Genomic DNA, 23,172 nt, shown 5'->3' with positions numbered 1-23,172 from the left:
GGCATGGCTCCGCCATGCCTCCCTCCTCCGCCTTGCGATCGCACGCACCAGACCCCGCTCCCTGATCCGGCCTGATCCAAACGAAAGACCCTAGCTCGCCGGCCCCGCCAGCACCGCCACCGGCGACGCGAGAGGCGTGCCGGAGCCGTCGCGCCGCGGGTCGATCTCCGGCAGCTCCGCGGGCTCGCCGTTCTTCTGCGCCGCTCTGGCCGGCGCCGCGCCCGCCCAGGCAAGGAGCAGCGCGTCCTCGCCCTTCAGGAAACGCTGGCAGCGCACGCCGCCCGTGGCCCGCCCCTTGCGGGGGTACTGGTCGAACGGTGTCAGCTTCGCCGTCGCGATCGAGTCGTCCAGCGTCCCGTGCGAACCCGCGACGGTGAACACCACCGCCTCGCCCGCCGGATCCACCGCCGTGAACGAGATGACCTCGGCGCCTTCGGAGAGTTTGATACCGGTCATGCCGCCCGCCGGGCGGCCCTGCGGCCGCACCTGGGCGGCCGGATAGCGCAGCAGCTGGGCGTCGGAGGTGATGAAGACAAGGTCCTCCTCGCCGGTGTGGAGCTCGGCGCCGCCGACGATCCGGTCGCCCTCCTTGAGGGTGATGACCTCCAGCTCCTCCTTGTTGGCGGGGTAGTCGGGCACCACACGCTTGACCACACCCTGGAGCGTGCCGAGCGCGAGGCCCGGCGACGACTCGTCGAGCGTGGTCAGACAGACGAGGGTCTCGTCGGCCTCCAGCGAGAGGAACTCCGCGACCGGAGCGCCTCCGGCCAGGTTCGGCGTGGTGGCCGTGTCCGGCAGCTGGGGCAGATCGATCACCGACAGACGCAGCAGCCGCCCGGCGGACGTCACCGCGCCCACCTCGCCGCGCTGCGTCGTGAGCACGGCGGAGACGATCACGTCGTGCTTGGAGCGCCGGCTGCGGCCGTCGACCAGCGGCTCACCGGTGGCCGTGCGGGCCAGCAGGCCGGTGGAGGAGAGCAGCACCCGGCACGGGTCGTCCGCCACCTGGAGCGAGGCCGCCGGCGCGGGCGTGCCCGCGGACTCCAGCAGTACCGTGCGCCGCGGGGTGCCGAACTTCTTCGCCACGGCGGCCAGTTCGGAGGAGACGAGCTTGCGCAGCTCGGCGTCCGACTCGAGGATGCCGGTCAGCTCGTCGATCTCGCCGTTCAGCCGGTCGCGCTCGCTCTCGAGCTCGATCCGGTCGAACTTGGTGAGCCGGCGCAGCGGGGTGTCGAGGATGTACTGCGTCTGGATCTCGCTCAGCGAGAAGTGCTCGATCAACCGCTCCTTGGCCTGGGCCGAGTTCTCACTGGAGCGGATGAGCCGGATGACCTCGTCGATGTCGAGGAGGGCGACGAGCAGGCCCTCGACCAGGTGCAGCCGGTCCCGGCGCTTGGTCCGCCGGAACTCGCTGCGCCGGCGGACGACGTCGAAGCGGTGGTCGAGGTAGACCTCGAGCAGTTCCTTCAGTCCGAGCGTGAGCGGCTGGCCGTCGACCAGGGCCACGTTGTTGATGCCGAAGGACTCCTCCATCGGCGTCAGCTTGTAGAGCTGCTCCAGGACGGCCTCGGGGATGAAGCCGTTCTTGATCTCGATGACCAGGCGCAGGCCGTGCTGCCGGTCGGTGAGGTCCTTGACGTCGGCGATGCCCTGGAGCTTCTTCGACCCGACCAGGTCCTTGATCTTCGCGATCACCTTCTCCGGGCCGACCGCGAAGGGCAGTTCCGTGACGACCAGGCCCTTGCGGCGGGCGGTGACGTTCTCCACGGAGACCGTGGCGCGGATCTTGAACGTGCCGCGGCCGGACTCGTACGCGTCCTTGATGCCGGTCAGACCGACGATGCGGCCGCCCGTCGGCAGGTCGGGGCCCGGCACGTGGCGCATCAGCGTCTCGAGGTCCGCGCCCGGGTGTCTGATGAGGTGGCGCGCCGCCGCGATGACCTCTCCCAGGTTGTGCGGGGGCATGTTGGTGGCCATACCGACCGCGATGCCGGACGCGCCGTTCACCAAGAGGTTCGGGTAGGCGGCGGGCAGGGCGACAGGCTCGCGCTCCTGGCCGTCGTAGTTGGACTGGAAGTCGACCGTGTCCTCGTCGATCGACTCGGTCATCAGGCTGGTGGCGTCGGCCATCCGGCACTCGGTGTACCGCATGGCGGCCGGCGGGTCGTCGTTGCCCAGCGAGCCGAAGTTGCCGTGGCCGTCGACCAGCGGCAGGCGCATCGAGAACGGCTGCGCCATGCGCACGAGGGCGTCGTAGATCGAGGCGTCGCCGTGCGGGTGCAGTTTGCCCATGACCTCGCCGACGACGCGCGCGCACTTCACATAGCCGCGGTCGGGGCGCAGGCCCATTTCGTTCATCTGGTAGACGATGCGGCGGTGCACCGGCTTCATGCCGTCGCGTGCGTCCGGAAGGGCCCGGGAGTAGATCACCGAGTACGCGTACTCGAGGAAGGAGCCCTGCATTTCGTCCACCACGTCGATGTCGAGGATGCGCTCCTCGAAGTCGTCCGGCGGTGGGGTCTTCGTGCTGCGGCGGGCCATCGCGGCTGCTGCTCCTTCACGTACCAGGTGGGCGTCTGACGCCGACCATTGTGGACCGTCCCGCTGACAACACCGACCGCGACCCATGTTCGACCCCCGCCCCGCGGGTGGAACGGCGCAGATCGCGGCCCGGGAACTTCGCCAGGTGTCAGCGCGCTTGCATACAGTGGCAGGTCTGGCAGCACCTATAAGTTTCGCGATCGAAGGGACGTACATGCCCATGGGTCACACGGCCACAGCGCCGGCCGGTTCCGGCGGCCTGACAGCGACCGAGCACCGCCTGGCCAACGGCCTGCGCGTGGTGCTCTCCGAGGACCACCTGACCCCGGTCGCCGCGGTCTGCCTCTGGTACGACGTCGGTTCCCGCCACGAAGTCAAGGGCCGTACAGGACTCGCCCACCTCTTCGAGCACTTGATGTTCCAGGGCTCGGCACAGGTGAAGGGGAACGGCCACTTCGAGCTCGTCCAGGGAGCCGGCGGCTCGCTGAACGGCACCACCAGCTTCGAGCGGACCAACTACTTCGAGACGATGCCGACGCACCAGCTGGAGCTCGCGCTCTGGCTCGAGGCCGACCGCATGGGCTCGCTGCTGACGGCCCTCGACGACGAGTCGATGGAGAACCAGCGCGACGTCGTCAAGAACGAACGCCGCCAGCGGTACGACAACGTGCCCTACGGCACGGCCTTCGAGAGGCTGACCGCCCTCGCCTACCCGGAGGGCCACCCCTACCACCACACCCCGATCGGTTCGATGGCCGACCTGGACGCGGCGACCCTGGAGGACGCCCGCGCCTTCTTCCGCACCTACTACGCGCCCAACAACGCCGTGCTGTCGGTCGTCGGCGACATCGATCCGCAGCAGACGCTGGCCTGGATCGAGAAGTACTTCGGATCCATCCCCTCCCACAGCGGCAAGCAGCCGCCGCGTGACGGCACCCTCCCGGAGAACATCGGCGCGCAGCTGCGCGAGGAGATCGTCGAGGAGGTCCCCGCCCGCGCCCTGATGGCCGCGTACCGCCTCCCGCACGACGGCACCCGCGAGTGCGACGCCGCCGACCTGGCGCTGACCGTCCTCGGCGGCGGCGAGTCGTCCCGCCTGCACAACCGCCTGGTGCGCCGCGACCGGACGGCCGTCGCGGCCGGGTTCGGCCTGCTGCGGCTGGCCGGCGCCCCGTCGATGGGCTGGCTGGACGTGAAGACGTCCGGCGGTGTCGAGGTGCCGCAGATCGAGGCGGCCGTCGACGAGGAGCTGGCCCGGTTCGCGGCCGAGGGCCCGACGCCGGGGGAGATGGAGCGCGCCCAGGCCCAGCTGGAGCGCGAGTGGCTGGACCGCCTCGGCACGGTCGCGGGCCGCGCCGACGAACTCTGCCGCTACGCGGTGCTGTTCGGCGATCCGCAGCTGGCGCTCACCGCCGTCCAGCGGGTGCTCGACGTCACCGCGGAGGAGGTGCAGGCGATCGCCAAGGCCCGGCTGCACCCGGAGAACAGGGCGGTGCTGGTCTACGAACCGGTCGCCGAAGAAGAGACCGAAGCGGCCGACGGACACGAGCAGGAGGGGACGGACCAGTGAGCGACGCTGCCGTGACCATGGACTTCCACCCGCAGCCGACCCCGGGCACCGCCCGGCCCTGGGCCTTCCCGGCCCCCGACCGCGGCACGCTGGACAACGGCCTGACGGTGCTGCGCTGCCACCGTCCCGGCCAGCAGGTGGTGGCCGTCGAGATCTCGCTCGACGCCCCGCTGGACGCCGAGCCGGAGGGCCTCGACGGCGTCGCCACCATCATGGCGCGCGCCCTGTCGGAGGGCACCGACAAGCACTCCGCGGAGGAGTTCGCCGCGGAACTGGAGCGTTGCGGCGCCACCTTGGACGCGCACGCCGACCACCCCGGTGTCCGGGTCTCCCTCGAGGTGCCGGTCTCCCGCCTGCACAAGGCGCTCGGGCTGCTCTCCGAGGCGCTGATCGCACCCGCCTTCGAGGCCGGCGAGGTCGAGCGGCTGGTCCGCAACCGCCTCGACGAGATCCCGCACGAGACGGCGAACCCGGGCCGCCGGGCGGCCAAGCAGCTCTCCAAGGAGCTCTTCCCGGCCTCGCTGCGCGTCTCCCGGCCGCGCCAGGGCACGGAGGAGACCGTCGCGCGGATCGACGCGGCCGCCGTACGCGCCTTCTACGAGGCGCATGTACGCCCCGCCACCGCCACCGCGGTGATCGTCGGCGACCTCACCGACGTCGACCTGGACGGCGTCCTCGGCGACTCGCTCGGGGCGTGGACGGGCGACAAGGCGGAGCCGCGTCCGGTGCCCGCGATCACCGCCGACGACACCGGCCGGGTGGTCATCGTCGACCGTCCCGGCGCCGTGCAGACGCAGCTGCTCATCGGCCGCGTCGGCGGCGACCGCCACGACCGGGTCTGGCCCGCCCAGGTGCTCGGCACGTACTGCCTCGGCGGAACGCTGACCTCCCGCCTCGACCGGGTGCTGCGTGAGGAGAAGGGCTACACCTACGGTGTGCGCGCCTTCGGCCAGGTGCTGCGCTCCGCTCCGGACGGCTCCGGCGCCTCGATGCTCGCCATCAGCGGCTCCGTGGACACGCCCAACACCGGTCCGGCGCTGGAGGACCTGTGGAAGGTGCTCCGCACGCTCGCCGCCGAGGGGCTCACGGACGCCGAGCGTGACGTCGCCGTGCAGAACCTGGTGGGCGTCGCCCCGCTGAAGTACGAGACGGCGGCGTCCGTCGCGGCCACGCTGGCCGACCAGGTCGAGCAGCACCTCCCGGACGACTACCAGGCACAGATGTACGTCCGCCTGGCGGAGACGGGCACGGTGGAGGCGACCGCGGCGGTCGTGGGCGCCTTCCCGGTCGACCGGTTGGTGACGGTGCTCGTCGGCGACGCGTCGCAGATCGAGGAGCCGGTGAAGGCGCTCGGTATCGGTGAAGTGAGGGTTGTCACGGGCTGATCGGGAGCCGCCCGCCGAAGACAACTCAAGAGAACGCGCATTGCGCGCGAACAGGACCCTGGCTTCGAATCGTTTGCCGGGGTTCTGTTCGTTGTCCGATTTGCAGGGTTGAGTGCGTGTCTGCCCTGTGGCATGCGCTACAAAACGGGCTCTCTGTTTGGTGATTGACGAAACGGTTGCCTAGCGTCGGTCCGGCTGTCCGCTTGGAGATCGTCGCGCCCGCGGCATCGGGCAGCCATCGCCGAGTCCCCGTCAGGCGCGAGCCTGGGGAGCCGGGGACCCACGCAGTCCCTGGGGTGAATCGGCCCTCCTTCGCCCGTGCGGAGGGGGCCGTAGGAGACCTTCCTGCTCCGAACCCGTCAGCTAACCCGGTAGGCGAGAAGGAAGGAAAGGACCAGCCTCTTCATGGCGTTCACCCGTGCCACCGGGAAGCATCGTGCCCCGAGCCGCCTGACGCGCAGGAGCGCGAACCTGGCAGGCGTCGCCGCCCTCGCCACCACCGGCGTCATCGGAACCCTCGCCTCCCCGGCGCTCGCCGCCGACACCGAGGCCGCGTCCGTCGAGGACACCGGCCTCACCCAGATCGTCTCCATGGGGTCGCTCGCCGACGAGATAGCCGACCAGGCCGCCGCCCAGGAGAGGGAGGCCCAGGAGGCCGCCGCCAAGGCCAGGGCGCAGGCGAAGGCCGAGGCCGAGGCGAAGGCGGAAGCCAGGCGCAAGGCCGAGGCGCGTGCCAAGGAGGCCCGCGAGGCCAAGGAGCGCGCCGCCCGTGAGGCCGAGCGCAAGCGGCTGAACTCCTTCCAGCTCCCGATCGCCGGTTCGTACGTGACCACCGGCTACAAGACCGGCGGCGCCCTGTGGTCCTCCGGCAGCCACTCCGGTGTCGACTTCCGCGCCGCCTCCGGCAGTTCCGTCGTGTCCGTCGGCTCCGGCACCGTCGTCGAGGCAGGCTGGGGCGGCGCGTACGGCAACAACGTCGTCATCCGGATGAACGACGGCACGTACACCCAGTACGGCCACCTGTCGTCCATCAGCGTCTCCGTCGGCCAGCAGGTCACCCCCGGCCAGCAGATCGGACTGGCCGGCTCGACCGGCAACTCGACCGGCCCGCACCTGCACTTCGAGGCCCGGACCACAGCCGAGTACGGCTCCGACATCGACCCGGTCGCCTACCTGCGCTCGCACGGCGTCAACGTCTGACCCTCGACGCACCCCGCGTACCGCGTCTCCTGTCCGAAGGCCCCCGGCTTCCCGCCGGGGGCCTTCGGTGCATTCCATGGCGTTTCGGCCATTGAGTGATTGCCGTCTCCGTCAAGAGAGTTCCATCGTTTTCCTCCTGGCGTCGGAAAATCGAGTTCATTGCAATAGAGTCACGGGAACACGCGTCAATCGGCTGCGTTTCGCTCGGATCAATGCGGAGGTTCGGTCATGCGTATTCCCGCGCACTCGGTATGCACGGCGATCCGCGACGACATCGTCTCCGGGGTCTACGAGCGCGGCAGCCGGCTCACGGAGGAGCAACTGGCCCGTCGCTACGGGGTCTCCCGCGTCCCGGTGCGCGAGGCGCTGCGCACCCTGGAGTCGGAGGGCTTCGTCGTGACCCGCCGGCACGCCGGCGCCTGCGTGGCGGAGCCGACGGAGCAGGAGGCCGCCGACCTCCTGGAGATCCGCATGCTGCTGGAGCCGCTGGGCGCGGCGCGCGCCGCGCAGCGCCGCACGGAAGCGCATCTGCGGGTGCTGCGCGGCCTGGTGAGACTCGGTCAGGAGCGGGCCCGCCGGGGGCAGGGCGAGGACTTGCGCTCACTCGGCTCCTGGTTCCACGAGACACTCGCCCAGTCCTGCGGCAGCCCCGGACTGACCGCGCTGCTGACCCAGCTGCGGCACAAGATCGCTTGGATGTACTCGGTGGAGCAGCCTCTCGCACCGGTCGAGTCATGGGCGGAGCACGGTGCGATCGTCGACGCCGTGGCGCGCGGTGACGCGGAGCGTGCGCGGGCGCTGACGGCCGCGCACGCCGAACGCGCCGCCGCCGCGCACCGGTTGCGCCGTACCGTGCGGGTGAGGACTTCGCAACATGCCGTAAACACCACGAGCGGCCGGAATTAACAGAGGGCGTATACAAAAGAAGGCGTGATGGGGTCGGCCTTTCTCTGTTCTTCTTTTCCGTCCGGGCCCGGAACGCGGAATGTGGAATGCGGCCCTGGAATGCGAAAGCCGCGGTGCTCCGGACCCGGAACACCGCGGCTTTTCTGTGAATGGTGACGGGCGACAGGGCCCGCCGGGCTCAGACGGTCTCGGGAAGCTCTTCGAGCCCCTCGGCCACCAGCTTGGCCAGGCGGTCGAGTGCCGCCTCCGCGCCGTCCGCGTCGGAGGCGAGGACGATCTCCTCGCCGCCCTGGGCGCCCAGGCCGAGCACGGCGAGCATCGAGGCCGCGTTGACCGGCTTGCCGTCGGCCTTGGCGATCGTCACAGGGACGCCGGCAGCCGTCGCGGCACGGACGAAGATGGACGCGGGGCGGGCGTGAAGGCCCTCGGCCCAGCCGACATTGACGCGGCGCTCAGCCATGGTGTTGCCCTTCAAGTCTTAGCGGGTTGTCTAGACCAGTCTCTCATGTGTCCCGGCGTGCTCCCCCGCCCCACCCTGCCGGGGGTGCGGGACGCCGTCGGCACCCTCAGACTGCCCGCGCGCAACCGCCTCCGCGACCGGTGGCCCCGCGTAGGCTTTCCCTCATGCAGACCTCGCAGGAGCACGCTTACCCCGCTCACTGGGAAGCAGACGTGGTGCTGCGCGACGGCGGCACCGCCCGGATCAGGCCCATCACCCCCGAGGACGCCCACCGGCTGGTCAGCTTCTACGAACAGGTCTCGGACGAGTCGAAGTACTACCGCTTCTTCGCCCCCTACCCGCGGCTCTCCGACAAGGACGTCCACCGGTTCACGCACCACGACTACGTCGACCGGGTCGGGCTCGCGGTCACGGTCGGCGGCGACTTCATCGCCACCGTCCGCTACGACCGGATCAACGCGCAGGGCCGGCCGGCGAGCGCCCCCGCGGACGAGGCGGAGGTCGCCTTCCTCGTCCAGGACGCGCACCAGGGGCGCGGCGTCGCGTCCGCGCTGCTCGAGCACATCGCGGCGGTGGCACGGGAGCGGGGCATCCGGCGCTTCGCCGCGGAGGTGCTGCCGGCCAACTCCAAGATGATCAAGGTCTTCCGCGACGCCGGATACACACAGCGGCGCAGCTTCGAGGACGGATCCGTCCATCTGACCCTCGACCTCGAACCGACCGCGGAGTCCCTCGCCGTGCAGCGCGGACGCGAGCAGCGAGCGGAGGCACGCTCGGTCCAGCGGCTGCTCGCGCCAGGCTCCGTGGCCGTCGTCGGCGCAGGCCGGCTGCCCGGCGGCGTCGGACGCACCGCGCTGCGCAACCTCCTGGACGGCGGGTTCAGGGGCAGGGTGCACGCGGTCAACCACGCGTTCCCGCAGGAGCAGCGCGAGATCGACGGCGTGCCCGCCGTTCGGTCGGTCGGCGAGATCGGCGAGCCCGTCGATCTGGCGATCGTCGCCGTCCCGGCGGAGCGGGTGCCCGACGTCGTCGCGGACTGCGGCGAGCACGGCGTGCAAGGGCTCGTGGTCCTGAGCGCCGGATACGCGGAGAGCGGCCGGGCCGGGCGGGAGCGTCAGCGCGAGCTGGTGCGGCAGGCCCGGTCGTACGGAATGCGGATCATCGGGCCCAACTCGTTCGGGATCATCAGCACCTCGGACGCCGTCCGGCTCAACGCCTCACTGGCCCCCGAGGCACCCGTGCCGGGGCGGATCGGCCTGTTCACCCAGTCCGGAGCGATCGGCATCGCGCTGCTGTCGGGACTCCACCGGCGCGGCGCGGGCCTGTCCTCGTTCATCTCCTCCGGCAACCGCGCGGACGTCTCCGGCAACGACTTCCTGCAGTACTGGCACGAGGACCCGGACACCGACGTCGTCCTGATGTACCTGGAGTCCATCGGCAACCCCCGTAAGTTCACCCGCCTCGCCCGCCGGACGGCCGCGGTCAAGCCGGTCGTGGTGGTCAAGGGAGCCCGGCACAGCGGCAGCGTGCCGCCGGGCCACGCGGTGCCGTTCACCCGTATCCCGGACGCGACCGTGGGGGCGCTGCTGCGCCAGGCGGGAGTGATCCGCGTCGACACGGTGACCGAACTCGTGGACGCGGGCCTGATGCTCGCCGGGCAGCCGCTGCCCCGCGGGCCGCGGGTGGCGATCCTCGGCAACTCCGAGTCGCTCGGCCTGCTCACCTACGACGCCTGCCTGACGGAGGGCCTGCGTCCGCTCCCGCCGCGCGACCTCACGACGGCAGCCACTCCCTCGGACTTCCGCGCAGCCCTCGCCGAAGCCCTTGAGGACGACGGGTGCGACGCGGTGGTCGTCACGGCGATCCCCTGGGTCGGTGAGAACGGCGTCACGGAATCGGGCGACGGCGAGGTCCTCGCCACTGCCCTGCGCGACGCGTCGGCCACGGCGCCGGCCAAACCCGTGGCGGTCGTCCATGTGGAAATGGGTGCGCTGGCCGACGCCCTCGCGGCGGCCTCCAGCACCGCCCCGCCGTCCGACCCCTCCGGGCGGGCCGACACCGACGAACGCGACGGGGATCACGGGCCGACCGGCCCCGGCGCGGCACCGCTGAGCGAGGTACCCCGTCCGGCCGCCGGCCGGTCCGGGGCCACGGCGCCCACGGACGCCCCCGGCGGCACGGAGGCGGGCGACGACACCCGCCGCATCCCCGCCTACCCCGCCGCCGAGCGGGCCGCGCGGGCCCTCGCCGAGGCCGTGAGGTACGCCCAGTGGCGACGGCAGGCCGCGGAGCCGGGCCGGGTCCCTGTCCACGAGGACATCGACGAGGCCAAAGCCGCCGCGCACATCGAGCGGATGCTCGCGGCGGCGGACGACGACAGGGGGTTCACCCTCGCCGCGGCCGACGCACACGCGCTCCTCGCGCACTACGGCATCCATGTGCGGCCGACCCTGCCCGCGCCCGACCCCGGCACCGCCGTGCAGGCGGCCGCGCGGCTCGGCTACCCGGTCGCGCTCAAGACCACCGCCCCCCACCTGCGCCACCGCGCCGATCTGGGCGGCGTACGCCTCGACCTGGCCGACGAGACACAGCTGCGGCAGGCGTACCGCGAGCTGACGGAGACGCTCGGCAAGCCCGCGGAGCTCCAGCCGGTGGTGCAGGCCATGGTGCCGCGCGGCGTGGACACCGTCGTGCGTGCCGCCATCGACCCCGCCGTCGGCGCCGTGCTCTCCTTCGGGCTGGCCGGTGTGGCCTCCGAGCTGCTCGGCGACACCGCCCACCGGCTCGTTCCCGCCACCGACCGTGACGCGGCCGACCTGATCCGCACCATCCGCGCGGCGCCGCTGCTGTTCGGCTGGCGCGGATCCGCGCCGGTCGACACCTCCGCGCTCGAGGAACTGCTGCTGCGCGTGTCACGTCTGGTCGACGACCACCCGGAAGTGGTCGGCATCAGCCTCGAGCCCGTCGTCGTCGCCCAGCACGGCCTCACCGTGCTGGACGCGTCCGTACGGCTGGCGCCGCCGCCGCCCCGAAGTGATCTCGGCCCCCGCCGACTCCCCAGCTACTGAGCGCCCGGTGCCCCCGGGGCCCCGTAGGATGGACCGCATGGCGAAGACCGGTACGACGACCCAGGGGCTGCGCGCCGCGATCGAGCGCAGCGGCTACTACCCGGCACTCGTTGCCGAGGCGGTGGAAGCCGCCGTCGGCGGCGAGCCGATCGCGTCGTACCTGGTGCACCAGGAGACCACGTTCGACGCGAACGAGGTCCGCCGCCATGTCACCGTCCTCGTCCTGACGGCGAACCGGTTCATCGTCAGCCACACCGACGAGCAGGCCGCCGACTCCGGCTCCCCGACCCCGTACGCCACCACCTCCACCGAGTCGGTGAAGCTCGGCCGGATCTCGTCGGTCGTGGTCAGCCGTGTGGTCGCCAATCCGGAGTCGTACACCCCCGGCACGCTGCCCCGCGAGGTCGTCCTGACCATCGGCTGGGGCGCGGTCTCGCGCCTCGACCTGGAGCCCGCCGCGTGCGGCGACCCGAACTGCGACGCCGACCACGGCTACACCGGCAGCTCCACCGCCGACGACCTCAGCCTGCGCGTCAGCGAGGCCGGTGACGGGCCCGACACCGTCCGCCAGACCCTGGTCTTCGCCCAGGCGCTCTCCGAAGCCACGGCAGCCACGCGCTGATGGCCCAGCCCGCAGTGTGGCCGGACGACCCCGTCTCGCTCGATGTGTACGCGGCGCCCGCGCCCGAGTACGGCAGCGGCTCGCTCGCCGACCTGCTCCCCACCCTCGCCGCAGGCCAGGGTGTCCCGGGGCTCGAGCAGTCCATCGCCGAGCTCACGCCCGCCGACCGGAACTGCGTCTTCCTGATCGACGGCCTCGGCTGGGAGCAGATCAGGTCCCATCCCGACGAGGCCCCGTTCCTGACCTCGCTCCTCGGCACGTCCCGCGGTGGCACCGGAGCGCCGATCACGGCCGGGTTCCCGGCGACCACCGCCACCTCGCTCGCCTCCGTCGGTACGGGCCTGCCGCCCGGCGCGCACGGCCTGCCCGGCTACACGGTGCGCAACCCGGAGACCGGCGAGCTGATGAACCAGCTCCGCTGGAGGCCGTGGACCTCGCCGAAGGCCTGGCAGCCGTATCCCACCGTCTTCGAGCTGGCGGACCGGGCGGGGGTCCACACCGCCCAGGTGTCGTCGCCCGCGTTCGAGCAGACGCCGCTCACCAAGGTCGCGCTCAGCGGCGGCACGTTCCACGGCCGGCTGACCGGCGAGGAACGTATGGACCTCGCCGCCGAGCAACTGGCCGCGGGTGACCGTTCGCTGGTCTACACGTACTACAGCGAGGTCGACGGCAAGGGGCACCGGTTCGGCATCGACTCCGACGCCTGGCGCGGACAACTGATGTACGCGGACCGGCTGGTGGAACGTCTCGCCGACCAGCTGCCGCCCCGCGCCGCGCTGTACGTCACCGCCGACCACGGCATGATCGACATCCCCTTCGACGAGCAGTCCCGCATCGACTTCGACGAGGACTGGGAACTGCGGGCCGGTGTCGCCCTGCTCGGCGGCGAGGGCAGGGCACGCCATGTGTACGCCGTGCCCGGCGCGGAGAACGACGTCCTCGCCGTGTGGCGCGAGGTGCTGGGGGAGCAGTTCTGGGTGGCGAGCCGCGACGAGGCCGTCGCCGCCGGCTGGTTCGGTCCGCAGATCGACGACAGGGTGTACGGGCGGATCGGCGATGTCGTCGCGGCCGCCCATGACGATGTGGTGATCACCGCCTCCGTCAACGAGCCGAACGAGTCCGCCATGGTGGGCATGCACGGTTCCATGACACCCGCGGAGCAGCTCGTTCCGCTCCTCGAAGTACGTTCCTGAAAGCCCCTCCGTTCAGACCCGAAAGGTCTCATCTCCCCATGCCCGAGCTGGTGTTCTTCTCCGGAACGATGGACTGCGGAAAGAGCACCCTCGCTCTTCAGATCGAGCACAACCGGTCCGCGCGCGGCCTCCAGGGCATGATCTTCACGCGTGACGACCGGGCCGGAGAGGGCAAGCTCTCCTCCCGGCTCGGGCTGGTCACCGACGCGGTCGAGGCCGCCGAGGGCTTCGACTTCTACGCGTACCTCGTCGACCGCTTCTCCAAGGGCGGCCGCTGCGACTACGTGATCGCCGACGAGGCGCAGTTCCTGGCGCCCGAGCAGGTCGATCAGCTCGCCCGCGTCGTCGACGACCTGGAGCTGGACGTGTTCGCCTTCGGCATCACGACCGACTTCCGCTCCAAGCTCTTCCCCGGCTCCCAGCGGCTGGTCGAGCTCGCCGACCGGGTCGAGGTGCTCCAGGTCGAGGCGCTGTGCTGGTGCGGTGCGCGCGCCACGCACAACGCGCGCACCGTCGGCGGGGAGATGGTCGTCGAAGGCGCGCAGGTCGTCGTCGGGGATGTCAACCAGTCACCGGACGAGGTCGGTTACGAGGTCCTGTGCCGGCGTCACCACCGCCGGCGGATGACGGCCGCCTCTGCCCGCGCGGCCGCTCTCTCCCCGGACGTCCTGCCCGTCGAGACCGACACGGACGCCGGTGCCGGCGGCCGTGACGCCCGTGATGTCAGGGGACGTCCGACCGTACGATCGTGAAGACGGCGCCCTCGGGGTCGGAGACGGTCGCCGCCCGACCGCGCGGGCCGGCTCCGGGCGCCTCGATCACATGCCCGCCCAGCTCCACCACCCGGTGCGCGGCCGCGTCGGTGTCCTCGACCTCGAAGTACGTCATCCAGTGCGGACCGCGCTCGCGCGGCAGGGCCTGGCCCAACCCCTGCACCGTGGCGACGGGACGGCCGTCGAGTCGCAGCGTGAGCCGGTCCGGCCCGGCGCCGTCCTCCTTGGCCTCATGGCCGAAGACCGCCTGGTAGAACTTGCCGACCGACGACGTGTCCCTGGTCCGCAGCTCGTTCCAGACGGGCGTCCCGTGCGTGCCGTACACGGCGGTGCCGGTGTGCTCCGCCGCCTGCCAGACGCCGAACACCGCGCCCGCCGGGTCGGAGGCGATCACCAGCCGTCCCGCGTCGGCGGCGTCGAGCGGCCCGACGCCGATCGTGCCGCCGCAGCTGCGGATCGCCTCAGCGGTCACGTCGGCGTCGTCGCTCGCCAGATACGCGGTCCAGGCGACCGGCAGATGGCGGTCGGCGGGCAGTCGGCCGATGCCGGCCACCTCCTTGCCGCCGAGCATCGCGCGGACGTAGGGCCCCAGCTGCGTGGGGCCGGGTGAGAACTCCCAGCCGAACAGCGCCGCGTAGAACTCCTGTGTCGCGTCAAGGCCGTGCACCATGAGGCTCACCCAGCAGGGCGTGCCCGGGGGGCGCCGAGTCGCCTCGGTCATCGTCACTCTCTCCTCGGACCATCGTGGTGGCCGTACGGGGGGACCTGGCGCGTCCACGGTCGTGGGGAGGCTCTGCGAGACCGTTGCGCTCGAGCCGATGTTGTCATCACCAGGGGCCTGGTGCGCCCTGGCCGCGCCGGATATGGCGGGTTCCCGCCGGAGGTTGCCCGTTTTGGTGCGGCTCATCCCCTTCGGGGGCGTTACGGTGCGCCAGGCGGTGCGCGAGGATGGCCGTATGAATCCGATCATCTCCGCAGCCGATCTCGCAGCCGATCTCGCCGGCCCCACCCCGCCGGTCCTTCTCGATGTCCGCTACCGGCTGGGCGGGCCGCACGGTCGGTCCGAATACGAGGCCGGGCACATCCCGGGCGCCGTCTTCGTCGACCTCGACGCCGAACTGGCCGGACCGCCCGGAGCCGGCGGGCGTCATCCGCTGCCCGACGTCGAGGAGTTCGGCGCGGTGATGCGCCGGGCCGGTGTCGGTCCCGACACCCCTGTCGTGGCCTACGACGCCGACAAAGGCTGGGGCGCGGCCCGCGCCTGGTGGCTGCTGCGCTGGGCCGGTCACGACGACGTCCGGGTGCTGGACGGCGGACTCGCGGCGTGGACCGGGCCGCTCGAGACGACGGTGCCGGTCCCGCAGGAGGGCGCCTTCGAGCCGAAGCCGGGTACGCTGACCGTGCTCGACGCCGACGACGCGGCGGCGACGGCCCGTGACGGGCTGCTGCTCGACGCGCGTGCGGGGGAGCGGTACCGCGGTGAGATGGAGCCCATCGACCCGGTCGCCGGGCACATTCCGGGCGCGGTCTCCGCGCCGACCACGGAGAACATGGACGACCAGGGCCGCTTCCGCCCGGCCGAGTGGCTGGCGGCCAGGTTCATGGAGCTCGGGGCCCACGAGGACTCGGGGCCCGTCGGCGTCTACTGCGGGTCCGGCGTCTCGGCCGCCCAGCAGGTGCTGGCCCTGGAGATCGCCGGCTTCGATTCGGCCCTGTACGCGGGCTCGTGGTCCGAGTGGTCGCGCAACCCGGACCGTCCGGTCGCGACCGGACCGCAGCCGGGCTGATCCGCACACACCACAAGGGCCGGTCCCCATGGGGCCGGCCCTCGTGCGGAACGTTTCTTACTCCTGTTTCTTGCGGCGGGTGCCGAAGACGATCTCGTCCCAGCTCGGCACGGCGGCGCGGCGGCCGGGGCGCACGCCGTCCGCCTCCGCCTGCCGGTCCGTGGTGCCCGTCAGCCGGTCCCGGTGGCCGGCCACGGAGCGAGGCATCAGCACGTCCGCGTACGCGGAACCGGCGCCGGCCGACGCGGCGGGCGCCACCGGCTCCTCCTCGGCCTCGACCTCCTGGCCGGGCTCGACGGCGGGCGGTTCCGACGCCACGGGCCGCTCGGGCACGACCATGTCGCCGCGGAAGTTCGGCACGGCCTCCAGCAAGCTGGTCAGCGAGTCCCGCTCGTCCTTGTCGTCCGCGTCGGCCGACGGCGCTGCCGGGCGCTCGATCTGCCGGTCCAGGGCGCGGTCCAGCGGCCGGTCCCTGGGCAGGCGCGCGATACGCGGGACGAACGGGAAGCTCGGCTCCTGCGCGATCGTGTCGTCGGTCTCACCGATCAGGGCGCGTGCCTCGTCGTCGACGGCCTGGACGAGCCGCCTCGGCGGGTCGTAGGTCCAGCTCGCCGAGTGCGGTTCGCCCGCGACCCGGTAGACGAGCATGACCTCCCAGGTGCCGTCGTCGCGGCGCCACGAGTCCCACTGGACGGTGTCCTTCTCGGCACCGCGCAGCAGCAGCCGCTCCTGCACGGCCTCGCCCAGTTGCGGACCGGTGTTCTCACCGGGGCGGCGTACAGGGGTCTTTCGGGCCCGCTCCGCCATGAAGGCGCGCTCGGCGAGGACCGGGCCCTCGAAGCGGCGCACCCGGTCGACGGGGATGCCGGCGAGCTGGGCGACCTCCTCCGCGGAGGCACCGGCACGTATACGTGCCTGGATGTCGCGGGGGCGGAGATGGCTCTCCACCTCGATCTCGATCTGGCCGAGCCGGGCACGGTCGTTACGCACGGCGGCACGCAGGCGCTCGTCGATCGGAAGCGTGTATTCCGTGCTGTCCGCAGCCTTGAGCACCAGTCGTGTGCCGTCGTTGGAGACGGCCACGACACGCAGTTCGGGCATGGGGACCTCCCGGGTGGTGCCTGCCGACGTCACCTGCGTCGCTGCTTCCGCTAGTCGAGTCGAGTGTGGCCTGCCCGGGTGCAGCCTGCCACAACCTTGCCGAGTTGCCCGGCGTGTCGGGCGCGAGCCCTGGATCGCCGTTATGGCACGGTTATCTATTTGCCACTCAGCGTGATCGGTCGTCACTCCAAGTGATAGATCTCCATGCTTCACCGCGGTGCCGCCGGATCGAGCGCCGCTTTCGGCCCCCAACCTGGGGATCCGGACACCACGAGGGAGGCCGGGCCCAGGGCTCGCCACAGTACTCCATTCGGGCCATCCGGGTGGACAGCCGCGCCGCCGAACTTCGGTAGCGGGGTGCTGGATCGGTGCTCGAACGCGGGGTGACCAGGGGTTGTGCTTCACAGAAACACCAGATACGGAACTATTCCCTTCGTTCAAATGTCCTATCTCGGTGCACGGCGGGCAGATGGCGAAAGGGTGCTGAATGTGCGTCAGAAGCCCGATTCATGGACGGAACGTCAGAAAGGTGATGAACGGCCCGCGGTGAGCGGCGCAGCCGGCCGACGTCAGTCGCCCAGCACCCGGCGCAGATACGGATTCTGGAAGACCCGGTCCGGGTCGAGATGGTCGCGCAGTGCGGTGAACTCGCCGAAGCGGGGGTAGGTCTCCGCGAAGTAACGCGCGTCCCGTGTATGGATCTTTCCCCAGTGCGGCCGTCCGCCGTGCGCCGTCATGATCGACTCCACGGCGGTGAAGTAGGAACGGTACGGCGTGCCGCGGTACATGTGCACCGCGATGTACGCCGTCTCCCGGCCCGAGGCCGTCGACAGCGTGATGTCGTCTGCGGGGGCCGTGCGCACCTCGACCGGGAACCCGATCCGCAGCGGCGAGCGCTCGATCATCGCCCTGAGCTCGCGCAGCGCCGTGACCGCGGCCTTTCTGGGCACCGCGTACTCCATCTCCACGAACCGCACCCGGCGGGGCGATGTGAAGACCTTGTAGGGAATGTCCGTGTAGGTACGGGCGGACAGCGCACGGCTGGAGAGCCTGGCGATCGCGGGAACGGCCGCGGGTACCGCGCGGCCCAGTGAACAGGCCACCTGGAAGGCCCCGTTGGACAGCAGTTCGTCGTCGATCCAGCCGCTGACCCTGCCGGGCGGCGCCGCGGGGCCGGAGCTGCGGTTGTTGCGCTTGGTGTTGCAGTTCCCGGTGTGCGGGAACCAGTAGAACTCGAAGTGCTCGTTCTCCGCGTGCAGGGCGTCGAAGTCCGCCAGGACCCGGTCGAAGGACATGGGTTCCTCGCGGGCGGTCAGCAGGAAGACCGGCTCCACCGCGAATGTGATCGCCGAGACGACCCCGAGCGCGCCCAGGCCGATCCGGGCCGCGGCGAAGACCTCGGGATTCTCCTTCTCCGAGCACGTCAGCACGGACCCGTCGGCCGTCACCAGCTCAAGACCCTTGATCTGCGCGGCGATCGAGGCGGAGTCGCGGCCGGTGCCGTGCGTACCGGTCGATGTCGCGCCGGCGACCGTCTGCTCCATGATGTCGCCCATGTTCGTGAGCGACAGCCCCTCACGGGCGAGGGCGGTGTTCAACCGCTTGAGCGGGGTGCCCGATTCGACGGTGACGGTCATCTCCGAGCGGTCGATCCGGCGGATCCCCGTCATCAGGTCCGGCCGTATCAGCAGCCCGTCGGTGGCCGCTATGGCCGTGAACGAATGGCCCGTGCCGACCGTCTTGACCCGAAGGCCCTCCGCGACCGCCGAGCGGACCGCGTCGGCGAGCTCCTCCACGGACGCGGGGCGGACCTCCCTCGCGGGCCGGGAGACAACGGTCCCCGCCCAGTTACGCCACGGGCTGCTCCCGCTGCTCCGGGTCCTGATCACGCTGCTCACGCTGCCCCTCCCGCATCGGCACCGGCCTGCGCAGCCGGCGGTACCCCAGGAACGCCACCACGGCCGCGAACACTCCCGCGACGCCGGGCACCGCGTACCCCGCAGCGGCACCCTGCGCGTCGACCACCCAGCCGGCGGCCGAGGAACCCAGTGCGACGCCGACCGCGAGCCCGGTACCGGTCCAGGACATGCCCTCGGTCAGCTTGCTGCGCGGTACGTGCGCCTCGACGAGGGCCATGGTCGTCACCATCGTCGGCGCGATGGCAAGGCCCGCGACAAAGAGCGCCACGGCCAGGAACGGCAGACTCCCGGCCAGTTGGAGGGGGATCATACTCACGGCCATCGCACACACGCCCAGCACCCACCTGCGGGCGGGCTCACCTTTCAGGTGCAACAGGCCGAAGACCGCGCCCGCGAGACAGGAACCGAGCGCGTAGACCGCGAGCACCCAGCTCGCCGCGGCCTTGTGGCCCGTCTCCTCCGCGAACGCCACCGTGACCACGTCCACCGCGCCGAAGATCACCCCGGTGGCGACGAACGCGGCGACGAGCACCTGGAGCCCGGGAGAGCGCAGCGCGCTGCCGCCGGTGTCGTCCGATTTGGGGTGCGGCTTCGGCTCCGTGGCCCGCTGAGCCGTCAGCCACCAGACGCCGACCAGCAGGAACCCTGCGGCGAGCAGCGGACCGGCCTCCGGGAACCACAGGGTGGACAGCCCGATGGAGATGATCGGCCCGAAGATGAAGCACACCTCGTCGATGATCGACTCGACCGAGTAGGCGGTGTGCAGCTCCCGAGGCGAACCTTCCAGGAGCGCCGCCCAGCGCGCCCGGGTCATCGCGCCGACGCTCGGCGCGCAGCCCGCGACGGCCGTGAAGGCGAACAGCGTCCAGTCCGGCGCCCCCTGCTGGGCGCAGATCAGCAGTCCGGCGACGGCGGCGAGCGTGACGAGAGTGGCCGGGCGCAGCACTTTGCGCTGGCCGTGGCGGTCGACCAGACGGGAGACCTGCGGGCCCAGCACGGCCGCGGACAGCGCGAGCGTCGCGGTGAGCGTGCCGGCCAGGCCGTAGCGTCCGGTGAGCTCGGAGACCATGGTCATGATCCCGATGCCCAGCATGGACAGCGGCATCCGGCCGAGAAGGCCTGCGGTGGAGAACCCCAAAGAGCCGGGGGTGGCGAAAATCGCGCGGTACGGACTGGGCAACAGGGACTCCGGTAAGGCGTAAGGGCAGCCTTCACAGATTACGCGCCGAACCTCCGTCGGCGCACCGCGGTTTTTCCGCTGCCGGAGGCGGGTGGCAGGATCGACGCATGTCCGATCAGCGTGACCCAGCGCCTTACGACGCCCTTCTGCTGCTCTCGTTCGGCGGCCCCGAAGGCCCCGACGACGTGGTCCCGTTCCTGGAGAACGTGACCCGCGGCCGAGGCATCCCGAAGGAACGGCTGAAGGAAGTGGGGCAGCACTACTTCCTCTTCGGCGGCGTCAGCCCCATCAACGACCAGAACCGGGCGCTGCTCGAAGCCCTTCGCAAGGACTTCGCCGAGCACGGGCTGGACCTGCCGGTCCACTGGGGCAACCGCAACTGGGCGCCGTACCTCACCGACACCCTGCGCGAGATGACCGACGCGGGACACCGGCGCATCGCCGTCCTCGCCACCAGCGCCTACGCCTCGTACTCCGGCTGCCGCCAGTACCGGGAGAACCTCGCGGACGCGCTGGCGACACTGGAGGCGGAGGGGCGGCAACTGCCGCGCGTCGACAAGCTGCGGCACTACTTCAACCACCCCGGCTTCGTACGGCCCATGATCGACGGCGTTCTCGCCTCGCTCGCCGACCTGCCGGAAGACGTCCGCTCGGGTGCGCACCTCGCCTTCACCACGCACTCGATCCCGACCTCCGCGGCCGACGCCTCCGGCCCCGACGCCGAGCACGGGGACGGCGGCGCCTACGTGCGCCAGCACCTCGACGTGGCCCGGACCGTCGCCGAGGCCGTCGCCCACGAGACCGGCCTCGAGCACCCGTGGGAGCTCGTCTACCAGTCCCGCAGCGGCGCCCCGCACATCCCCTGGCTGGAACCGGACATCTGCGATCACCTGGAGAGCCTGCACACCGCCGGTGCGCCGGCCGTCGTCATGGTCCCGATCGGTTTCGTCTCCGACCACATGGAGGTCCTGTACGACCTCGACACGGAGGCCACCGCGAAGGCCGCGGAGCTGGGCCTGCCGGTGCGCCGCTCCGCGACCGTGGGCGCCGACCCGCGGTTCGCCGGCGCCGTGCGCGACCTCCTGCTGGAACGGGCCGCGAGCGAGCGCGGCATCCCGGCGGAACGCTGCGCCCTCGGAGCGCTCGGCCCGAGTCACGACCTCTGCCCTGTCGGATGCTGCCCGGCCCGCGCGCCCAAGCCCGCGGCGGCCGGCGCCGACAGCCCGTACGCGTGAAGGAGACCCCTGTGACCGACCCGCTCACGTCCGAACTGCTGCCCCTTGCCCTGGAGGCCGCCCGGAAGGCCGGCGCCCTGCTGAGGGACGGCCGCCCGGACGACCTGGGCGTCGCCAGGACCAAGTCCAGCCCCATCGACGTCGTGACCGAGATGGACATCGCGGCGGAGAAGCTGATCACCGGTTTTCTCTCCGAGCACCGCCCGGACGACGGTTTCCTCGGCGAGGAGGGTGCGGCCACGGTGGGCACCAGCGGTGTGCGCTGGGTCATCGACCCGCTCGACGGCACCGTCAACTACCTGTACGGGCTGCCCACCTGGGCCGTCTCGATCGCCGCGGAGCTCGACGGCGAGACCGTGGTCGGCGTCGTCGAGGCCCCCATGCGGCGCGAGACCTTCCACGCGGTGCGTGGCGGCGGCGCGTTCCTGAACGACCGGCCCGTCCGGTGCCGGCCGGCGCCGCCGCTGGACCAGGCCCTGGTCTCGACCGGTTTCAACTACGTCCACACCGTCCGCACCCACCAGGCGGACGTCGCCCAGCGGCTGATCCCGCAGCTGCGCGACATCCGGCGCAGCGGCTCGGCGGCGATCGACCTGGCGGACGTGGCGGCGGGCCGTCTGGACGGCTACTACGAGCGCGGGCTCAGCCCGTGGGACCTCGCCGCGGGCGACCTGATCGCCCGCGAGGGCGGCGCGCTGACCGGTGGCCGCCCCGGGGACGGACCGTCCGGCGACCTCACGGTGGCGGCGGTGCCGGGGGTCTTCGAGCCGTTGCAGGCGTTGCTGGAGGAACTGGGGGCGTGGCACGACTGAGCGCGGTTGCGGTGCGGGTGCGTGGGCGCCCGCGGCGGGCTTGTTCCACCACCCTCCCCCTACGGCCTGGCGGCCGTGGGGGGACCCCCACTTCCCGCTGTACCGATGTGCGGCTCCGCCGCGTGGCGGGCAAGCCCCGCGCCCGGGCCCCGTACCGCGCTTCGCGCGATGCCCTCAAACGCCGGGCGGGCTGATCTCGCTCCGCGACATCAGCCTCGGGCGCGACAACGCCTCCACGCCAGAGGCCCGGGCCCGCTTCGCGCGGGGCCGGGCCTCGGTGCAGCACGGTCGGAGATCAGGCCGCGGTGAGCCTCACCCCGTGCTCGGCGGCGAGGCGGTGGAGATCATCCAGCTCCGCCTGCTCGACGTCGGCGAGGAAGTCGTCGCCCGTCTCCCGGGCGACCGTCAGGTCGTCCTCGGCGGCCTTTATGCGCTGCAGCAGTCCGGCAGTGAAAGCGTCCATGATGCGCCCCCTCGTCGTAGGTCGGTGGCACGGGGGTGTGCCGACGGTGGGTTGATCAACCCTGGAACAGGTCGTGGTGCGCCACACACAGGGCGTGATCGGGATGTGCAGTCGTCCTCCCCAGGCCTTCCCGGGTGGAAACCTCAACTGTCCCGGAAATCCTCCTTATTCCGCGGTGCGGTTGTCGAGCCTGTTCGCCTTACAGCCGGTTTACGCGCGTAACGGGCAGGATGGAGCCGCACAGTCAGTGCGCAGACCTGCCCTGTCACGGTGACGGGGCTCCCGAGAGAGGAAAGCGACGTGCGCGTACTCGTCGTCGAGGACGAGCAGCTGCTCGCCGATGCGGTGGCCACCGGACTGCGCCGGGAGGCCATGGCGGTCGACGTCGTGTACGACGGCGCCGCCGCCCTCGAGCGCATCGGGGTCAACGACTACGACGTGGTGGTGCTCGACCGCGACCTTCCTCTGGTCCACGGGGACGACGTCTGCCGCAGGATCGTCGAGCTGGGCATGCCGACCCGGGTGCTGATGCTGACGGCCTCGGGGGACGTGAGCGACCGCGTGGAGGGCCTGGAGCTCGGCGCCGACGACTATCTGCCCAAGCCGTTCGCGTTCACCGAGCTCACCGCGCGTGTGCGTGCCCTCGGGCGGCGTACGACGGTGCCGCTGCCGCCGGTGCTGGAGCGTGCCGGCATCAAGCTCGATCCGAACCGCCGCGAGGTCTTCAGGGACGGCAGGGAGATCCAGCTGGCCCCGAAGGAGTTCGCGGTCCTGGAGGTCCTGATGCGCAGTGAGGGCGCGGTCGTCTCGGCCGAGCAGCTGCTGGAGAAGGCCTGGGACGAGAACACGGACCCGTTCACCAATGTGGTGCGGGTGACCGTGATGACCTTGCGCCGCAAGCTCGGCGAACCGCCCGTGATCGTCACGGTGCCCGGTTCCGGTTACCGGATCTGATCG

The 23,172-nt window shown here is 71.6% G+C and carries 19 protein-coding genes and 1 riboswitch; of the genes, 12 read left to right on the top strand and 7 right to left on the bottom strand.

Annotated elements, in window-relative coordinates; translation table 11 throughout:
* Positions 1 to 90: 90 nt before the first annotated feature.
* Positions 91 to 2,541 (bottom strand): DNA topoisomerase IV subunit A, encoded by a 2,451-nt coding sequence (locus tag ACIPJI_RS26035; protein WP_356621879.1) that lies wholly within the window; start codon positions 2,539 to 2,541, stop codon positions 91 to 93.
* Between the two features lie 214 nt (positions 2,542 to 2,755).
* Here ACIPJI_RS26035 and ACIPJI_RS26030 point away from each other — a divergent pair, with 214 nt between their 5' ends.
* From ACIPJI_RS26030 to ACIPJI_RS26015, 4 genes are all read left to right on the top strand, one after another.
* Entirely contained in the window at positions 2,756 to 4,111 is a 1,356-nt protein-coding gene (locus ACIPJI_RS26030) for a pitrilysin family protein (protein ID WP_307708666.1), read from the top strand.
* A complete protein-coding gene (locus tag ACIPJI_RS26025; RefSeq protein WP_402249151.1) occupies positions 4,108 to 5,496 on the top strand; it encodes a M16 family metallopeptidase in 1,389 nt (462 codons plus the stop codon). Before ACIPJI_RS26030 ends, ACIPJI_RS26025 begins: the two co-directional genes overlap by 4 nt.
* Before the next feature lie 229 nt (positions 5,497 to 5,725).
* Positions 5,726 to 5,888: riboswitch (cyclic di-AMP (ydaO/yuaA leader) on the top strand.
* 13 nt (positions 5,889 to 5,901) lie between these two features.
* Positions 5,902 to 6,696 (top strand): M23 family metallopeptidase, encoded by a 795-nt coding sequence (locus tag ACIPJI_RS26020; RefSeq protein WP_307708668.1) that lies wholly within the window; start codon positions 5,902 to 5,904, stop codon positions 6,694 to 6,696.
* A 228-nt stretch (positions 6,697 to 6,924) separates the two neighbouring features.
* Positions 6,925 to 7,602 (top strand): GntR family transcriptional regulator, encoded by a 678-nt coding sequence (locus ACIPJI_RS26015; RefSeq protein ID WP_307708669.1) that lies wholly within the window; start codon positions 6,925 to 6,927, stop codon positions 7,600 to 7,602.
* 178 nt (positions 7,603 to 7,780) lie between these two features.
* Here the strand turns inward: ACIPJI_RS26015 and ACIPJI_RS26010 are convergent, their stop codons facing one another.
* The gene (locus ACIPJI_RS26010) at positions 7,781 to 8,062 is read right to left on the bottom strand and encodes an HPr family phosphocarrier protein (protein WP_307708670.1); all 282 of its coding nucleotides are present in this window, start codon (positions 8,060 to 8,062) and stop codon (positions 7,781 to 7,783) included.
* Between the two features lie 164 nt (positions 8,063 to 8,226).
* On the opposite strand from ACIPJI_RS26010, the gene ACIPJI_RS26005 reads away from it, so the two are divergent.
* Genes ACIPJI_RS26005 through ACIPJI_RS25990 form a run of 4 tightly spaced genes read left to right on the top strand, consistent with a single transcriptional unit; the run spans position 8,227 to position 13,697 of the window.
* Positions 8,227 to 11,130 (top strand): GNAT family N-acetyltransferase, encoded by a 2,904-nt coding sequence (locus ACIPJI_RS26005; protein ID WP_402249149.1) that lies wholly within the window; start codon positions 8,227 to 8,229, stop codon positions 11,128 to 11,130.
* 37 nt (positions 11,131 to 11,167) lie between these two features.
* The gene (locus ACIPJI_RS26000) at positions 11,168 to 11,752 is read left to right on the top strand and encodes a DUF5998 family protein (RefSeq protein ID WP_307708671.1); all 585 of its coding nucleotides are present in this window, start codon (positions 11,168 to 11,170) and stop codon (positions 11,750 to 11,752) included.
* Positions 11,752 to 12,945, top strand: a complete 1,194-nt coding sequence (locus ACIPJI_RS25995; protein ID WP_402249147.1) for an alkaline phosphatase family protein — start codon at positions 11,752 to 11,754, stop codon at positions 12,943 to 12,945. The genes ACIPJI_RS26000 and ACIPJI_RS25995 overlap by 1 nt, the downstream gene beginning before the upstream one ends.
* 38 nt (positions 12,946 to 12,983) lie before the next feature.
* A complete protein-coding gene (locus tag ACIPJI_RS25990; RefSeq protein WP_356621882.1) occupies positions 12,984 to 13,697 on the top strand; it encodes a thymidine kinase in 714 nt (237 codons plus the stop codon).
* On the opposite strand, the gene ACIPJI_RS25985 is transcribed toward ACIPJI_RS25990, so the two are convergent.
* Entirely contained in the window at positions 13,669 to 14,439 is a 771-nt protein-coding gene (locus tag ACIPJI_RS25985; RefSeq protein WP_402249145.1) for a VOC family protein, read from the bottom strand. The genes ACIPJI_RS25990 and ACIPJI_RS25985 overlap by 29 nt on opposite strands.
* Before the next feature lie 235 nt (positions 14,440 to 14,674).
* On the opposite strand from ACIPJI_RS25985, the gene ACIPJI_RS25980 reads away from it, so the two are divergent.
* Positions 14,675 to 15,505 carry a sulfurtransferase gene (locus tag ACIPJI_RS25980; protein WP_402249143.1) on the top strand — a complete coding sequence of 277 codons (831 nt, stop codon included), beginning with the start codon at positions 14,675 to 14,677 and terminating at the stop codon, positions 15,503 to 15,505.
* A 57-nt stretch (positions 15,506 to 15,562) separates the two neighbouring features.
* Here ACIPJI_RS25980 and sepH read toward each other — a convergent pair whose 3' ends face one another.
* The 3 genes from sepH to ACIPJI_RS25965 all read right to left on the bottom strand — a co-directional run bounded on the left by sepH (position 15,563) and on the right by ACIPJI_RS25965 (position 19,705).
* Positions 15,563 to 16,606, bottom strand: coding sequence for a septation protein SepH (gene sepH, locus ACIPJI_RS25975; RefSeq protein ID WP_307708676.1), 1,044 nt, complete (start codon positions 16,604 to 16,606; stop codon positions 15,563 to 15,565).
* Positions 16,607 to 17,175: 569 nt separating this feature from the next.
* Positions 17,176 to 18,504 carry a D-arabinono-1,4-lactone oxidase gene (locus ACIPJI_RS25970; protein ID WP_402249141.1) on the bottom strand — a complete coding sequence of 443 codons (1,329 nt, stop codon included), beginning with the start codon at positions 18,502 to 18,504 and terminating at the stop codon, positions 17,176 to 17,178.
* Positions 18,455 to 19,705 carry an MFS transporter gene (locus ACIPJI_RS25965; protein ID WP_402249140.1) on the bottom strand — a complete coding sequence of 417 codons (1,251 nt, stop codon included), beginning with the start codon at positions 19,703 to 19,705 and terminating at the stop codon, positions 18,455 to 18,457. Before ACIPJI_RS25965 ends, ACIPJI_RS25970 begins: the two co-directional genes overlap by 50 nt.
* 107 nt (positions 19,706 to 19,812) lie before the next feature.
* Here ACIPJI_RS25965 and ACIPJI_RS25960 point away from each other — a divergent pair, with 107 nt between their 5' ends.
* The gene (locus ACIPJI_RS25960; protein WP_402249139.1) at positions 19,813 to 20,940 is read left to right on the top strand and encodes a ferrochelatase; all 1,128 of its coding nucleotides are present in this window, start codon (positions 19,813 to 19,815) and stop codon (positions 20,938 to 20,940) included.
* An 11-nt stretch (positions 20,941 to 20,951) separates the two neighbouring features.
* On the top strand, positions 20,952 to 21,752 hold the full coding sequence (locus tag ACIPJI_RS25955) for an inositol monophosphatase family protein (RefSeq protein ID WP_402249137.1): 801 nt from the start codon (positions 20,952 to 20,954) through the stop codon (positions 21,750 to 21,752).
* Between the two features lie 295 nt (positions 21,753 to 22,047).
* Here the strand turns inward: ACIPJI_RS25955 and ACIPJI_RS25950 are convergent, their stop codons facing one another.
* Entirely contained in the window at positions 22,048 to 22,215 is a 168-nt protein-coding gene (locus ACIPJI_RS25950; RefSeq protein WP_307708681.1) for a hypothetical protein, read from the bottom strand.
* Between the two features lie 300 nt (positions 22,216 to 22,515).
* Here ACIPJI_RS25950 and ACIPJI_RS25945 point away from each other — a divergent pair, with 300 nt between their 5' ends.
* A complete protein-coding gene (locus tag ACIPJI_RS25945; protein ID WP_005310963.1) occupies positions 22,516 to 23,169 on the top strand; it encodes a response regulator transcription factor in 654 nt (217 codons plus the stop codon).
* The last annotated feature ends 3 nt before the right edge of the window (positions 23,170 to 23,172 follow it).

It is taken from the genome of Streptomyces sp. NPDC086835, assembly GCF_044745705.1.
GTDB lineage: Bacteria > Actinomycetota > Actinomycetes > Streptomycetales > Streptomycetaceae > Streptomyces.
Note: the sequence above shows the minus strand (reverse complement) of the source record. Positions and strands in the feature narration are given on the sequence as shown.